This is a genomic window from Neisseria bergeri (assembly GCA_003044455.1).
Classification (GTDB): Bacteria; Pseudomonadota; Gammaproteobacteria; order Burkholderiales; family Neisseriaceae; genus Neisseria; species Neisseria bergeri.
The window spans coordinates 47811-63314 of the sequence record POWY01000011.1 but is presented as its reverse complement, the minus strand read 5'-3'; the positions used below and the strand labels follow the sequence as shown (position 1 = coordinate 63314).

17 protein-coding genes are annotated in these 15504 nt (G+C 45.7%); 4 read left to right on the top strand and 13 right to left on the bottom strand.

Features of this window, described 5'->3' with window-relative positions:
- Positions 1-123 precede the first annotated feature (123 nt).
- A complete protein-coding gene (locus tag DBY86_RS10295; RefSeq protein ID WP_003710766.1) occupies positions 124-564 on the top strand; it encodes a surface-adhesin E family protein in 441 nt (146 codons plus the stop codon).
- A 164-nt stretch (positions 565-728) separates the two neighbouring features.
- On the opposite strand, the gene DBY86_RS10290 is transcribed toward DBY86_RS10295, so the two are convergent.
- From DBY86_RS10290 to purD, 3 genes are read right to left on the bottom strand one after another with little or no spacing between them, the layout of a single operon-like run.
- A complete protein-coding gene (locus DBY86_RS10290; protein WP_107819892.1) occupies positions 729-1244 on the bottom strand; it encodes a hypothetical protein in 516 nt (171 codons plus the stop codon).
- A gap of 14 nt (positions 1245-1258) precedes the next feature.
- A complete protein-coding gene (locus DBY86_RS10285; protein WP_199901091.1) occupies positions 1259-1861 on the bottom strand; it encodes an L-threonylcarbamoyladenylate synthase in 603 nt (200 codons plus the stop codon).
- A gap of 31 nt (positions 1862-1892) precedes the next feature.
- Complete coding sequence (purD, locus tag DBY86_RS10280) at positions 1893-3164, bottom strand: phosphoribosylamine--glycine ligase (RefSeq protein WP_107819891.1); 1272 nt, start codon at positions 3162-3164, stop codon at positions 1893-1895.
- 163 nt (positions 3165-3327) lie between these two features.
- Between purD and DBY86_RS10275 the strand changes: the two genes are divergently transcribed.
- Positions 3328-3645, top strand: a complete 318-nt coding sequence (locus DBY86_RS10275) for a DUF4298 domain-containing protein (protein WP_107819890.1) — start codon at positions 3328-3330, stop codon at positions 3643-3645.
- 52 nt (positions 3646-3697) lie between these two features.
- Here the strand turns inward: DBY86_RS10275 and DBY86_RS10270 are convergent, their stop codons facing one another.
- From DBY86_RS10270 to DBY86_RS14170, 6 genes are all read right to left on the bottom strand, one after another.
- Complete coding sequence (locus DBY86_RS10270; protein WP_107819889.1) at positions 3698-4309, bottom strand: IMPACT family protein; 612 nt, start codon at positions 4307-4309, stop codon at positions 3698-3700.
- Positions 4310-4371: 62 nt separating this feature from the next.
- Positions 4372-5307 carry an electron transfer flavoprotein subunit alpha/FixB family protein gene (locus DBY86_RS10265; RefSeq protein WP_107819888.1) on the bottom strand — a complete coding sequence of 312 codons (936 nt, stop codon included), beginning with the start codon at positions 5305-5307 and terminating at the stop codon, positions 4372-4374.
- Positions 5308-5317: 10 nt separating this feature from the next.
- On the bottom strand, positions 5318-6067 hold the full coding sequence (locus DBY86_RS10260) for an electron transfer flavoprotein subunit beta/FixA family protein (protein ID WP_107819887.1): 750 nt from the start codon (positions 6065-6067) through the stop codon (positions 5318-5320).
- 227 nt (positions 6068-6294) lie between these two features.
- Entirely contained in the window at positions 6295-7263 is a 969-nt protein-coding gene (gene waaC / locus DBY86_RS10255) for a lipopolysaccharide heptosyltransferase I (protein ID WP_107819886.1), read from the bottom strand.
- A gap of 35 nt (positions 7264-7298) precedes the next feature.
- On the bottom strand, positions 7299-7934 hold the full coding sequence (locus tag DBY86_RS10250) for a nicotinamidase (RefSeq protein WP_107819885.1): 636 nt from the start codon (positions 7932-7934) through the stop codon (positions 7299-7301).
- Between the two features lie 12 nt (positions 7935-7946).
- On the bottom strand, positions 7947-8114 hold the full coding sequence (locus DBY86_RS14170; protein ID WP_465119546.1) for an Imm32 family immunity protein: 168 nt from the start codon (positions 8112-8114) through the stop codon (positions 7947-7949).
- Positions 8115-8395: 281 nt separating this feature from the next.
- Between DBY86_RS14170 and tsaA the strand changes: the two genes are divergently transcribed.
- Positions 8396-9070, top strand: coding sequence for a tRNA (N6-threonylcarbamoyladenosine(37)-N6)-methyltransferase TrmO (gene tsaA, locus DBY86_RS10245; RefSeq protein ID WP_107819884.1), 675 nt, complete (start codon positions 8396-8398; stop codon positions 9068-9070).
- Positions 9071-9129: 59 nt separating this feature from the next.
- Here tsaA and DBY86_RS10240 read toward each other — a convergent pair whose 3' ends face one another.
- The 4 genes from DBY86_RS10240 to gap all read right to left on the bottom strand — a co-directional run bounded on the left by DBY86_RS10240 (position 9130) and on the right by gap (position 12463).
- Positions 9130-10122, bottom strand: coding sequence for a DNA cytosine methyltransferase (locus DBY86_RS10240; protein ID WP_107819883.1), 993 nt, complete (start codon positions 10120-10122; stop codon positions 9130-9132).
- 9 nt (positions 10123-10131) lie between these two features.
- Positions 10132-11022, bottom strand: coding sequence for a hypothetical protein (locus DBY86_RS10235; protein ID WP_107819882.1), 891 nt, complete (start codon positions 11020-11022; stop codon positions 10132-10134).
- A 44-nt stretch (positions 11023-11066) separates the two neighbouring features.
- A complete protein-coding gene (locus DBY86_RS10230) occupies positions 11067-11273 on the bottom strand; it encodes a helix-turn-helix domain-containing protein (RefSeq protein ID WP_003749495.1) in 207 nt (68 codons plus the stop codon).
- 185 nt (positions 11274-11458) lie between these two features.
- Positions 11459-12463, bottom strand: coding sequence for a type I glyceraldehyde-3-phosphate dehydrogenase (gene gap / locus DBY86_RS10225; protein WP_107819881.1), 1005 nt, complete (start codon positions 12461-12463; stop codon positions 11459-11461).
- Between the two features lie 443 nt (positions 12464-12906).
- Between gap and mutS the strand changes: the two genes are divergently transcribed.
- Entirely contained in the window at positions 12907-15501 is a 2595-nt protein-coding gene (gene mutS, locus DBY86_RS10215; protein WP_107819879.1) for a DNA mismatch repair protein MutS, read from the top strand.
- Positions 15502-15504 lie beyond the last annotated feature (3 nt).

Sequence of the window (15504 nt, the reverse complement as noted above, 5' to 3'; positions counted from 1 at the left end):
CCCCATCCGGATTATTTAATTACTTAAACCCCGAAGGCTGCACCATTTGCCTATTTTTCCCTCGTTTTACAGCCGGCATTTTCCCTCCCGCCCAACCCGTTCTTTCTGAATGAGCAGATTTCAATGATTAAGGAAACCCCAATGCGCCCAATCTTCCTATCTTTCGTTTTACTCCCTATATTGCTAACCGCCTGCAGCACACCGGACAAGTCTGCCCGATGGGAAAATATCGGCACAATCTCAAACGGCAATATTCATACATATATCAATAAAGACAGCGTGAGAAAAAACGGAAATCTGATGATTTTCCAAGATAAAAAAGTTGTTACCAATCTAAAACAAGAACGTTTTGCCAACACCCCCGCATACAAGACTGCCATTGCCGAGTGGGAAATCCACTGCAACAACAAAACATACCGCTTAAGTTCGCTACAGTTGTTTGATACAAAAAACACAGAAATTTCCACACAAAGCTACACAGCCTCTTCCCTCCGCCCGATGAGCATCCTGTCCGGGACATTAACTGAAAAACAATATGAAACCGTATGCGGAAAAAAACTCTGATTGTAACTTATACACAAACTTATCCATAAACCTTATCATAAAAATGCCGTCTAAAATACTGAAATATCAGCATTTCAGACGGCATTTTGCCATTCCCTGAAAAGTTACCCCGAAGTTATCCACATTATTTTTTTAAACCGGCTTCCATCTGAAATATAAACCTGCTATACAATTTCATTATCCAAACGTAAATTGTTCCATTGATACACAAAACTGCTTGGCCCCATAATTTTGATAAAGCATTTTTTGCATTCCCGGCTCCGTCCCGTAACCAACACAGCCTCTAAAAAATAATCGCTTGTTTTGACACCGATACACTCATACAAATACAGAAACTCAAGAAAATAACCTTGTGTATTGACCATCTCAAGCAATTCGGAAAGATCAAGAAATTTTCTGACCGTAAACAAACGTTTCCCTAAAAAGACGATGTCTTCAAAAATATCGACCAAATAATCGTCTTCGGCGTTTTCATTTTCATGGGTTAAAACAACACGGGAAAAATCTGTTTTCAGATGCTTTCCCACTTGATTGTTTAGATTGTTGTTCAGAACGATAAAACCGTCCTCAAAATCAAAGCAGACGTTGTGTCCTTCTACCTTTATCTCTGTGCAATAACAATCATGTAGAGAAATACCATCCGAAAAATTTTTTCTTTGTGTATGCAAAAAAGTTTTCATTCAAGTACCCATATCTAACGCAAACGTTTACCTGTTTCCCCGTCAATAATCTGACTCGGCGATTTCTGCCTGCCGATTCTCCCACCGACAATCCATACATCGCGTCCGAACTGCCTTCTAACCTCTCTCTCCGTCCGACACGCGCGTTTGCCCGCCCGATTACATGAAGTGGAAACCAAAGGCATACCCAATGCCTGACACAAACGCCTTGCACCTGTATGATCGGGCACTCTAACCGCAAGCTTGCTGCGCCTCTTCCCGCGCAACGCAGGTAATACGCATGATTTGGCGGATAATAGGAACGTTTTAGGGGCGGGCCATTCTTTTCTAAGCATAGCCTGCAGATTTTCAGACGGCATTTGAAGTAAAGGCTGCAACTGTTCAAATTGATTCCCGATGACAATCATACCCTTGTGTTGCGGCCTTTTTTTCAAATGCACCAACTTACTGAGTGCTTTGGCTAATGTCGGAAGACACCCCAAGCCATAACAAGATTCGGTCGGATAAGCGACCAAACCGCCTTTTTTCAAATAAACGCTTAACTTACGTTGCGCTGATGCTGCGATAATTCTCGGAAATAACATAATATCAAATGCCATCTGAAGCGTATCAGTCACTTGGCTTCAGACGGCATCATCCTCTTTCTAATTAACGGTTAATCGCTTTATCGGCAATGTCTTTACGGTATTGCATCCCGTCGAAGCTGATTTTTTCCAATGCGCTATACGCCTTGGCTTTGGCTTGCGCCACATCGTCGCCCAATCCTACGACACACAATACGCGTCCGCCGTTGGTCAATACGTCGCCTTTATCGTTTGCCATTGTGCCAGCATGGAAAACTTTGCCTACTTGGTTGGCAGCATCCAAACCGGAAATAACATCGCCTTTTTTAGGCGTTTCGGGATAATTTTGTGCCGCCAGCACCACGCCTACGGCAGTTTGCGGGTTCCATTCTGCGGTTACACTATCGAGTTTGCCGTCTATTGCTGCTTCGACCAAATCCGCCAAATCGCTGTTCAGACGGCTCATAATAGGCTGGGTTTCGGGATCGCCGAAACGGCAGTTAAACTCAATCGTATAGGGTGTGCCGCTTTGATCAATCATCAAACCTGCGTACAGGAAGCCGGTAAACTCATGCCCTTCCGCTTTCATACCCGCCACGGTCGGCAAAATAATCTCGTTCATCGCGCGCTCGTACACAGCAGGCGTTACCACAGGCGCGGGACTGTACGCACCCATACCGCCCGTATTCGGACCTTTGTCGCCGTCTAAAAGACGCTTGTGATCTTGGCTGGTCGCCATAGGCAATACATGATTGCCATCAACCATAACGATAAAGCTCGCTTCTTCACCTTGCAGGAAATCTTCAATCACAACACGCGCGCCGGCATTGCCCATTTTGTTGCCCAGCAGCATATCGTCAATGGCAGCATGCGCTTCATCCAAAGTCATCGCCACAATCACGCCTTTGCCTGCCGCCAAACCATCGGCTTTGATGACGATGGGCGCACCTTTCTGATTGACGTAATCATGTGCAGCATCAGCGTTTTCAAAGGTTTGATATTGCGCGGTCGGAATGTTGTATTTCGCCATAAATACTTTGGCGAAATCTTTAGAACTCTCCAACTGCGCCGCATATCGTGTCGGACCAAATATTTTCAGTCCTACGGCACGGAAATCATCCACAATACCTGCCGCCAAAGGTGCTTCAGGACCGACGACGGTAAAAGTAATATTTTCTTTACGACAGAATTCAATCAAATCCCGATGCGCGATCAAGGCGATGTTTTGCAACTTAGGTTCAATCGCCGTACCGGCATTACCGGGTGCAACAAATACTGTTTCCACTTTGGGCGACTGCGCCAATTTCCAAGCCAGCGCGTGTTCGCGACCGCCATTACCGATAACCAGCAGTTTCATGCCATCTCCTTGACAAATATGTACTTTTAACAAAAACTCGACATAAAGGGACTATTGTCCCGTTTGAAGAAATTTTAGTGGAATCAAACAAAGACCTCCTCACTCCACTATGCCAACCTATTTAACTTAACTTATCCACAAAATTGAAAAAGGACAAGCAGCTATGCAAAAACGTATTGATGAAATCCAAAGCAAATACCGCGAATGGTGTCATTTACTACCGCAATTGGAAGAAGACATCCGGCGTTGGAAACATGTCGTCGCTTTGATTCGTGATATGGATAATTTCTATACCCACGAGTATCAGGCGTGTCATCAGGCTATTGAAGACGGGGCAGAACTGGATTTGAGTACGGAAGGCGAATACAGCATTATGAGTGAAGACGCGTTATGGAACGCGCTGGGCGAATTTCATCAATTCGCTTGGCTATATTTGCGCTCCAGCGTCGATGCCTTGGACAAATATACGCAAGAAGATTAATCAGCGAAGAGGTCATCTGAAAACCCTAAGATGTGGATTTTCAGACGACCTTTCATTTAAAAGGTTTTTCTGTATCTACCTCAATCTGCCGCGTATTTTTCCAAGCTACAACACAAGCCTCATAATTTGCCAACGACAAACTTACCGTCAATCGGCAATCCAACTGTAAATCCTGCTCTAATATATCCGCCTGATATTGTTTAGCGATGCGTATTGCTTCGTTCAAAAACGGATACTCACATTTTAGCCAAACGGTTTTTTCAATATTCTTTTCAACCACTTCCGCGATCGCCAGTGCTTGAGCCGTTGCCTCTTTGTATGCGTGAATCAGACCAGGAACGCCCAATAAAGCACCACCGAAATAGCGCACAACAACGACCAAAACATCGGTTACACCTACCGAATCAATCTGCCCTAAAATCGGCCGACCCGCGCTTCCTGATGGCTCTCCATCATCATTGGCACGAAATTGCATACCATCCACACCCAAACGATAGGCATAGCACCAGTGTCGTGCTTTATGATGTTCTTCCTTTAACGGATCGAGATATTTTTTCACATCAGCCAATGTCCGAATCGGATAGGCAAATGCGATAAAACGGCTGCCTTTATCTTTAAACTCAGCCTGCGTCGGGGAAGTAATGGTTTTATAAGTCGTAATCATGCTGAAATGTTTTCAGACGACCTCATTAATAACAAGGTCGTCTGAACGTTTCACGTGAAACATCAATTTTTCAATACTTCTGTTAGTTGCGGGACGATTTCAAATAAATCACCTACCAATCCGTAATCGGCTACATTGAAAATCGGCGCATCAGCATCTTTGTTGATTGCGACAATGACTTTGCTGTCCTGCATACCGGCAACATGTTGAATCGCACCTGAAATACCGATTGCAAAATAGAGCTGCGGTGCAACCACTTTACCGGTTTGTCCGACTTGAGCATCGTTTGGCGCATATTCGGCATCAACTGCCGCACGGGATGCACCGATTGCCGCACCTAAAACATCTGCCAGCGGTGTCAGCACTTCATTGAATTTTTCCGCACTACCCAAAGCACGGCCACCGGAGATAATGACTTTTGCCTGAGTTAATTCAGGACGATCGGAATGGGAAAGCTGACGGTTCACAAAACGGCTCAGGTTTTGAGCAGGGGTTGCTTCAACATTAACCGCCTCAGCATGACCACCTTGCGCCGGTGCTGCGTCAAAAGCTGTTGCACGGAAGGTCAGCACCAATTTTTCTGCATCGGCCTGCACGGTTTCAAATGCATTACCCGCATAAATCGGGCGCACAAAAGCCGTGTTATCCACAATCTCGGTCAAATCAGAAATTTGCGGTACGCCCAATAAGGCTGCCACGCGGGGCAAAAGGTTTTTACCGAATGTGGTTGCCGTTGCTGCAACATAGCGGTAATCCGCTGCCAATTTGACAACCAGCGGAGCCAGTTCTTCAGCCAAACCTTCGGCATAATGGGCAGCATCCGCAACCAAAACTTTTTCCACACCCGCTACTTGTTTCGCGGATTCCACTACGACCGACGCGCCGTTTCCGGCAACCAATAAATCGACTTTACCCAGTTTAGCGGCAGCGGTAACAGCATGCAAAGTGGCAGGATTCAACTGTTTGTTGTCGTGTTCGGCAATAATCAATACGCTCATTTCAGTCTCCTCAAATCACTTTGGCTTCGTTTTTCAATTTTTCAACCAATTCAGCAACGCTTGCTACTTTTACGCCTGCCTGACGCGCCTTAGGTTCAGCAAATTTCACCGTTTTCAGACGAGGGGAAATATCCGCAACCAAATCAGCAGGAGTCAGTTTTTCCAAAGGTTTTTTCTTTGCCGCCATAATATTGGGAAGTTTGACAAAGCGCGGCTCGTTCAAACGCAAATCCGCGCTGATAACAGCAGGCAGTTTCAATGCGATGGTTTCTTCGCCGCCATCGATTTCCCGCACAATCTGCACTTCGTCGCCTTCAATTTGTACTTTGGACGCGAACGTACCTTGCGCCGCATTCAGCAAAGCAGCCAGCATTTGCGCCACTTGGTTGGCATCGTCATCAATCGCCTGTTTACCCAAAAAGAAAATCTGCGGATTTTCTTTGTCCGCAACGGCTTTCAGCAACTTGGCAACTGCCAGTGGCTCCAATTTCGCATCGGTTTCAACATGAATTGCACGGTCAGCACCCATCGCCAAAGCTGTACGCAACGTTTCTTCGCATTTCTTTTCGCCCAAAGAAACCGCTACGATCTCGCTTACTTTTCCGGCTTCTTTCAAACGGACGGCTTCTTCCACAGCGATTTCGTCAAATGGGTTCATCGACATTTTGACATTGCCGATATCCACATCCGAACCATCGGCTTTTACACGAACTTTGACGTTGTAGTCCACTACGCGCTTTACTGCGACCAGTGCTTTCATTGAATTCTCCTAAAAAGAACGCTGCTTTCACTATCAAGCGAAACCAAACCTTCTTCTCTATAAAATCAAATCCGTTTTTTTCTTAAAAACGAATTCATTCAGAAATCTTTCAGATAATGATTGCCGATTATACCATTTTTAAAGCATTTACTCAGGCTGATGGATATACATTCCTACACTCAACGAACTGTAAATACCATGCCGTTATATCAGTTTCAGACGACACTTTAGCCTTTGTCTGCTGCAACACAATCTATCAGCGTTTGATAAACCAAATCTGCGGTCGGAATCTGCCCGATATTGCCCAAATTTTTTGCAACAGCCGAAACTTGAACGCCTGTTTTAATCGGATCGGTATCGGTATAAATACCAACCACAGGTTTTTCCAAGGCATTTGCCAAATGCAGCAAACCGGTATCCACACCAACAATTCCGACCGCGTGTTTCAGCAGATACGCTGCCTGCAATAAATTCATTTTGTCGCACACGATGGCAAAAGGCAGTCCGTCTGCAATCTGTTCGGCACGCGTTTTTTCAGTTTCATTTCCCCATAGCAGGTAAACGTTGCATTGCTGTTCTTCATTCAACTTTTGCAGCAACTCCCGCCACTTTCCCACAGGCCATAACTTACTGTCCCGGCTGGTCGCGTGCAAAGCCGCATAATACGGCTGCGCTAAATTTTTCAGACGACCTGCTTCAGGAACGGCCAAACCAAATACCTGCGTTTCAGGCATTGCATACCCAAACACTTGGGCAAACAGTTCACGGTTGCGCCAAACGGCATTTCTACCTTTCGGTACGCCATACTTTTTATCATACGCCAGAGCAGCCCATCCCTCGCGCGCGCTGTATTTATCCAAACCATAAATAGGGGATTTTGCCATTTTGGCGAAATACGCGCTTTTAATCAGACCTTGACTGTCCAATACAAAATCAAATGCTTCCTGCCGCAAGACCTGTTTCAGACGACCTATTTCCTGCCAAGTTTCTGCTTGAAAAAGATGTTTGCGCCATTGCCGCCATCTCATCACATGGATTTTTTTCACAAACGGATGCAGGCGCGCAATATCCGCAAATCCGGCTTCACACAGCCAATGGAGTTCCACATCAGGGCATTGTCGCGCCAAATCTTCGATTGCGGGCAAAGTGTGAATTAAATCGCCCATACTGGACAAGCGGACAAGCAAAATTTTCATATTTAGAAGGGTGTTTCACGTGAAACAATTTTAACTTATTGATTATTGATATATTTTTTAATTTCTTCAGCGCTTTTTAAGATAATTGCACCGGCAGAACGCATTTCCTGCCATGCTGTTTCGATGGTTTCTGGCGCAATGCCCCGACAAGCCGCTTCATTGACGACAACCTGCCAATTGCCGCCTTTTAGCAACTGCAAAACCGTTGTTTTCACACAGTAATCCGTAGCCAAGCCGCCGACAATGACCGTATCCGTATTTTGACAACGCAGCCATTCGATCAACCCTGTGCTCAGTTTTTCCTCAATATCGTGAAAACACGCGCCGTAAGGATGCAATTCAGGATCAACGCCTTTCCAAACGCAATAATCGTATTCCTTGGTAGAAGGCAGTCCATCCAACAATTCATAGCCGCGCGTACCGACCATCGCATGAGCCACCCAAGTCAAATCCGCATCGGGCAAACCTGTCAACTTTAACATATCAACAGGGTTATCCACAAGCCATTTCGCTGCCGCATGATGCGCATCTTTCGTCATCACGCGCAAATCCGCCAAAGTGGCTTGGGCATTCAACTCCTCGACAATCAAATGCCCCTCGTTCACAGGCAGCTCTTTAGGACACAAAGGCGTAAACGTTTTTTGTGCATCAACATCAATAGAAACAATCATCTCATTACTTCTTCACTTAAGATCGTCATTCTCTATTTTACGAATAACAAAACTCTTACCTTCTTTATTTAAGGAGTACAATTCATCTAGATGGATATGATATGTCATATCCATCTCCTCCATTTTAGCTATACCTAAGATACTCCTTGCTAGAAGCTGTAATCCGATTTTATTACCCAAAATTTCAATCTCACCTCCTATAGGTGAGATCTGAAAGGAAAGATAACAACCTGACTTGGGTGTAATATACGGGATTCCCTCTTCGTTATAGCGAACCGTTATGCTTCTTTTTTTATCAATACTCCAATGCCTTTTTTTAAGAGCGTCTTGGACACGAGGATTCTGTGCTACTTTATTTCAACACGATTAAAATGCCCTGTATTATAACAAATTACTGCCCCAAAGCGGTAAAACCGACTGTGATAAGATAGCGTTTTTCCGAAAAACTTATCCACAACCTTATGGCTTATACCATTACCCCCATCGGCATCGCCCGCTCGCCCTACAAACAGAAATTCGGCATCGCCCGCCAGCCCGGTTTGGTCTCCGCCGCAGAAGTATGCATCGAGCTGAATCCTGAATTTACCGCAGACAGCGTACGCGGACTAGAACACTTCGGCTATGTGTGGATAAGTTTTATCTTTCACGGCATATTGGATGAAGGCTGGGCGCAAATGGTGCGCCCGCCACGGCTCGGCGGCAAACAAAAAATGGGCGTATTCGCCACGCGCAGCCCCCACCGCCCCAACCATCTCGGACTCTCGCTCCTGAGACTCGAACGCATCGAAACCGGCAAACCCGTCCGCCTCTATTGCAGCGGCGCAGACCTGCTGGACGACACGCCGATTGTGGACATCAAACCTTACATCCCCTTTGTCGAATCCAAACCCGATGCCGCATCAGGTTTCGTCAGCAGCAAACCCGAAGAGCTTGAAGTTGTATGGCTGGAAAACATCGGCGCGGAAAATTTATCTGAAAGCACCCAAAACCTGATCAGCCAAAGCATTGCCCAAGACCCGCGCCCCGCCTATCAGGATATTCCCGAACGGATTTATGTGATGAATATTGCGGATTACGAAGTCAGGTTTCAAATCAAAGGAAACCGCGCGACGGTTATTGGGATAAGTGTTGTGTGAAATTTTATTCACAATTCTATTAAAAAAGGTCGTCTGAAAAATTTTCAGACGACCTTTTTTTAAATTATCAACTCTTTTTTGATTGCTACCGCAATCTCATAAGCTAAATTAACAGGTACAGCATTACCTATCATTTTGTACGCATCATTAATATTTTGATAGATAAATTTAAAATCATCAGGAAAGCCTTGAACCCTCGCTACTTCACGCACAGTCATCCTACGATAAAGAGCTTCTTTTCCAACTACAAAACGGTAGTCATTTACTCCATGTTTCTCCATTTTTGGAGCTTGTGGATGAAGCTGGCATTGCCGCCCCGAAGCCTGAACTGTAAATGCTTGTTCATGCCATGCTTTCACACGGTTCCTGCTCATAAAAATTGGGGAAAAACTACCTATAAAATATTCGTTGTTATTAATAGCATTAGGATTAGCTTTATTTTGAAAAGCCGCAGGAACGGCTATATCTTGTAAATCCCAAATAATATCCTTCAATGTTATCTTATCTCCATCTTTAACTGTCGAACCTGTTGGAAATGAGAATTTGATTTTCAAATCTTTACGAAAACCAATATAGAAGACTCTCTTACGTTCTTGAGCCACACCATAATCTTTGGCATTTACCATAGTCAGGCTTACATCGTACCCACATTCATCAAACATTTTCAGTAAATTTTGTACCGCTTCATTATGGCGGTTTGCAAGCATACCGCTAACGTTCTCAGCTAAAAAGAACTTAGGCTGCTTACTTTTCAAAATACGGATATAGTCGAAAAACAATTGACCCCGCTCATCATCAATACCTCGCAAAGCCCCTGCTTCCGACCATGACTGACAAGGAGGACCTCCGATAATACCATCGATTTCATCAGGAAAATCTTCTTCCTTAATACTGCGTATATCGCCTTCAATCAAATGTGTTTTAGGATGATTAGCCTTAAATGTTGACCAAATGGTTTTATCATATTCGTTTGCAACAGGCACTTCAAATCCTGCTTTTTCAAAGCCTAAATCTAAACCACCACAACCGCTAAATAAACTAATTATCTTCATCTGTTCCTTTCATTGAAAAATATTACAATCTTGCGTGTTTTTATCATTTAAATCATCTGTATTTTGAACACCTAAGTTAATTAGGCATTGTTTTAATTGTTTCGCAACTTTATTCCCATTACATTGAAATGGTTTATCAAAAATCAATTCATGAGTCAGTTTTCCATTAACAACTTCCCATTTTACTTGAACTGCAAGTGGTCTATCTCCATCAAATTTATCTTCGAAACTTCGATAATTAAGTGCTTTACAGGCAAAATAAATATTAGGATTATCCCTAACATATTCATCTAATGAAACAATTTTATCCAGTATTTCTTCAGTAGACGAAAATTCGTCTCCTATCAGAATATAATTCGCAACACCAGAGTTTGAAATAATTACCCCATTTACACTCGCATTTTTCTTTTCTTCATCTAGATTATTACCTACGTAAATATCTAATAATTGTTCAGTAGTTAAATCTACTTTATCTGATAATTCCCCGTTTAATTTATTAACAAGTTCAAACTTCCAACCAAGCGTAATAGATCCATTGTCTGTCCTACCCTTGCTTTTTTTAAAAATTAGATTTTTATCTAAAAATTTCCTACGAATATTTGTTGTTGAACTTTGAATAATTTTTGCCCAATTATTTCCAAAAATCATTTCAGCTCGGTCTGCTTTAATTTTATTTTCTACAAAATCAGCATTACTTTTCTTGTATGAAATTTTAATTTCTCTTATTTCTTCAGATGATTCACTTTTTAATAAAATATAAATATCCGTTTTAGGTTCGCCGTTTCCGCAAGTAGGTTTACCTACGTTCTGTACACACCATGATTGACCGTTGAAACAAACTGCCTGACCAATTTCAAAATAAGATTGAATATCTCTTTCTGCCTGAATAAAACTAGACATTAGTCTCTCCATTTTATATCAATTGTTACTTATAATCTACAAATTTATATATCTTCAAAAAATTGATGGAATGTAGTTCCTAGAGCATTAATGATTTTCTCCATATTTTTCATGGATAGATTTCTTTTTCCTTGTTCAATGCCTGCAAGATAAGTCCTATCAATTTCAGCCTTCAAAGCAAATTTTTCTTGGCTTAGATTCTGAGCCTTACGCAATTCTCGAATTCTTGCTCCAATTTTTTCTAGTACCATTTCAACCTCCGAATTCAAAGCAATTATCCTTTTTGTTACATATAAAGCAACGGACTATAAGTAACAAAATGTTGCAATAATTATTTAGTCAATAAGAAAAAAGGTCGTCTGAAAACCTAGATTTAGGTTTTCAGACGACCTGTTCTCTTATTATCCACAGACTGGTTTACCCAATCCGAAATCTTTTAGATTTTACCTGCGAAGTATTCCAAAGTGCGGACGAGTTGGCAGGTGTAGGACATTTCGTTGTCGTACCAGGCAACGGTTTTCACCAGTTGTTTGTCGCCTACGGTCATCACGCGGGTTTGGGTTGCGTCAAAGAGCGAGCCGTATTCGATACCGACAACGTCGGAAGAAACGATTTGATCTTCAGTGTAGCCGTAAGATTCGCTGGAGGCGGCTTTCATTGCGGCGTTGATTTCTTCTTTGGTTACAGTGCGTTCGAGGACGGAAACCAATTCGGTCAGCGAGCCGGTGGCAACAGGGACGCGTTGGGCGGATCCGTCGAGTTTGCCGTTCAATTCGGGGATAACCAGACCGATGGCTTTGGCGGCGCCGGTGCTGTTGGGCACGATGTTGAGCGCGGCGGCGCGGGCACGGCGCAAATCGCCTTTGCGGTGCGGCGCGTCAAGGGTATTTTGGTCGCCGGTGTAGGCGTGGATGGTGGTCATCAGGCCTTCAACTACGCCGAACTCTTTTTGCAGGACTGCCGCCATCGGGGCAAGGCAGTTGGTGGTGCAGGAAGCAGCGGAAATGACGGTTTCGCAGCCGTCCAAAATGTCTTGGTTTACGCCATATACGACGGTTTTCACGTCATTGCCGCCGGGCGCGGAAATAACGACTTTGCGCGCGCCGGCACGGATGTGTGCTTCGGCTTTGGTTTTGCTGGTAAAGAAACCGGTACATTCAAGGACGACATCCACACCCAACTCGCCCCAAGGCAATTCTTCGGGATTCGGATTGGCGAAAACTTTGATTTCTTTGCCATTTACTACGATAGCATCGTCTTTTAATTCGGCAGTACCTTGGAAACGGCCTTGTGTGCTGTCGTATTTGAAAAGGTGCAGCAGCATTTCGGCGGGGGTCAGGTCGTTGACGGCGACGACTTCGATGCCGTGGGCTTTTTCAATTTGACGCAATGCGAGGCGGCCGATGCGGCCGAAACCGTTAATCGCTACTTTAATGCTCATGTTTATACTCCAAGCTATGAAACGAAATTTCAATACCTGCATTGTATTCTGAAATAAAGTTACATTCTACTATTACATCCAACTACTTGATGCTTATTTGATATAGATGAATTTTGCTGTTTTCACAGATTTCCAAAACTTTTATTATCAATATTTGAATTTAAAATTTTAATGATGATTTTGATGATTGCCGACCTGCTTGTGTATAAGTAGCAAATATCCAATATTTTCATTAACTTTTTGTCAAATAAATTTGAGTTTAAGGCTTGCCGTATAAGACAGATAAGCGTGGATGTTTTTTGATTTAATAATATTCCTATGGATAACTTTGCTGTTTTCCTATTTGTCTCCACAACTTTATTGACAGGCTTACGGTCAGTCTCATTCCGTCGAAGACAAAACCTTTTGCTACAATACCGTTTTCCTAATGATAAGGCAGCCCCATGTCCAAATCCGTCGTTTCCCCGATGATGCAGCAGTATCTCGCCATCAAAGCGCAACATGCCGACAAACTGGTGTTTTACCGCATGGGCGATTTTTACGAGCTGTTTTTGGATGACGCAGTGGAAGCGGCAAAGCTGCTGGACATTACCCTGACCACGCGCGGGCAGATGGACGGCGTGCCGATTAAAATGGCGGGCGTGCCGTTTCACGCGGCGGAACAGTATCTGGCGCGGCTGGTGAAGATGGGCAAAAGCGTGGCGATTTGCGAACAGGTCGGCGAAGTCGGCGCAGGCAAAGGACCGGTGGAACGCAAAGTTGTCCGCATCGTAACGCCCGGCACGCTGACCGATTCCGCATTGCTGGAAGACAAGGAAACCAACCGCATCGTTGCCGTGTCTCCCGACAAAAAATACATCGGTTTGGCGTGGGCATCGCTGCAAAGCGGCGAATTCAAAACCAAGCTGACAACTGTGGATAAGTTGAACGACGAACTGGCGCGCCTGCAGGCGGCGGAAATTCTGCTGCCGGACAATAAAAACGCGCTGCAACTTCAGACGGCATCGGGTGTTACACGCCTGAACGCGTGGCAGTTTGCCGCCGACGCAGGGGAAAAACTGCTGACGGAATATTTCGGCTGCCAAGATTTGCGCGGCTTCGGTTTGGACAGCAAAGAACACGCCGTTGCAATTGGCGCGGCGGGCGCGCTGTTGAACTATATCCGCCTGACGCAAAACCTGATGCCGCAACATTTGGACGGTCTGTCGCTCGAAACCGACAGCCAATATATCGGCATGAATGCCGCCACGCGCCGCAATCTCGAAATCACGCAAACCCTCTCCGGAAAAAAATCGCCGACCCTGATATCCACGCTCGACCTTTGCGCTACCCATATGGGCAGCCGCCTCTTGGCATTGTGGCTGCACCACCCTTTACGCAACCGCGCCCACATCCGAGCGCGCCAAGAAGCCGTAACCGCGCTGGAAAGCCAATACGAACCCCTCCAGTGCCGTCTGAAAAGCATTGCCGACATCGAACGCATCGCCGCCCGTATTGCCGTGGGCAACGCCCGCCCGCGCGACCTCGCCGCCCTGCGCGACAGCCTGTTTGCCCTGTCCGAAATCGAATTGTCCGCCGAGTGCAGCAGTCTCTTAGGAACCCTCAAAGCCGTTTTCCCGGAAAACCTATCCACAGCCGAACAGCTCCGCCAAGCCATTTTGCCCGAACCTTCCGTCTGGCTGAAAGACGGCAATGTCATCAACCACGGTTTTCATCCCGAACTGGACGAATTGCGCCGCATTCAAAACCATGGCGACGAATTTTTGCTGGATTTGGAAGCCAAGGAACGTGAACGTACCGGTTTGTCCACACTCAAAGTCGAGTTCAACCGCGTTCACGGCTTTTACATTGAATTGTCCAAAACCCAAGCCGAACAAGCACCTGCCGACTACCAACGCCGGCAAACCCTCAAAAACGCCGAACGCTTCATCACGCCGGAACTGAAAGCCTTTGAAGACAAAGTGCTGACTGCCCAAGACCAAGCCCTCGCCTTAGAAAAACAACTCTTTGACGGCGTATTGAAAAACCTTCAGACGGCATTGCCGCAGCTTCAAAAAGCCGCCAAAGCCGCCGCCGCGCTGGACGTGTTGTCCACATTTTCAGCCTTGGCAAAAGAGCGGAACTTCGTCCGCCCCGAGTTTGCCGACTATCCGGTTATCCACATCGAAAACGGCCGCCATCCCGTGGTCGAACAGCAGGTACGCCACTTCACCGCCAACCACACCGACCTCGACCACAAACACCGCCTCATGCTGCTCACCGGCCCCAATATGGGCGGCAAATCCACCTATATGCGCCAAGTCGCGCTGATTGTTTTATTGGCACACACCGGCTGTTTCGTGCCTGCCGATGCCGCCACAATCGGGCCTGTCGATCAAATCTTCACCCGCATCGGCGCATCGGACGACCTCGCCTCCAACCGCTCCACCTTCATGGTCGAAATGAGTGAAACCGCCTACATCCTGCATCACGCCACCGAACAAAGCCTTGTTTTAATGGACGAAGTCGGACGTGGCACTTCGACGTTTGACGGCCTCGCCCTCGCGCACGCCGTTGCCGAACACCTGCTGCAAAAAAACAAATCCTTCAGCCTGTTTGCCACCCACTATTTCGAGCTGACCTACCTGCCCGAAGCCCACGCCGCCGCCGTCAATATGCACCTTTCCGCGCTCGAACAGGGACAGGACATCGTGTTCCTGCACCAAATCCAACCGGGTCCCGCCGGAAAAAGCTACGGCATCGCCGTCGCCAAACTCGCCGGCCTGCCTGTACGCGCATTGAAATCCGCCCAAAAGCATTTGAACGGACTGGAAAACCAAGCCGCCGCAAACCGGCCCCAACTGGATATTTTCAGTACCATGCCGTCTGAAAAAGGAAATGAACCGAATGTGGACAGCTTTGTGGACAAAGCAGAGGAAAAACATTTTGAAGGTATATTGGCAGCAGCCCTGGAAAACCTCGATCCCGACAGCCTGACCCCGCGCGAAGCATTGTCAGAACTGTACCGTCTGAAAGATTTGTGCAAATCCGTATCTTAATTT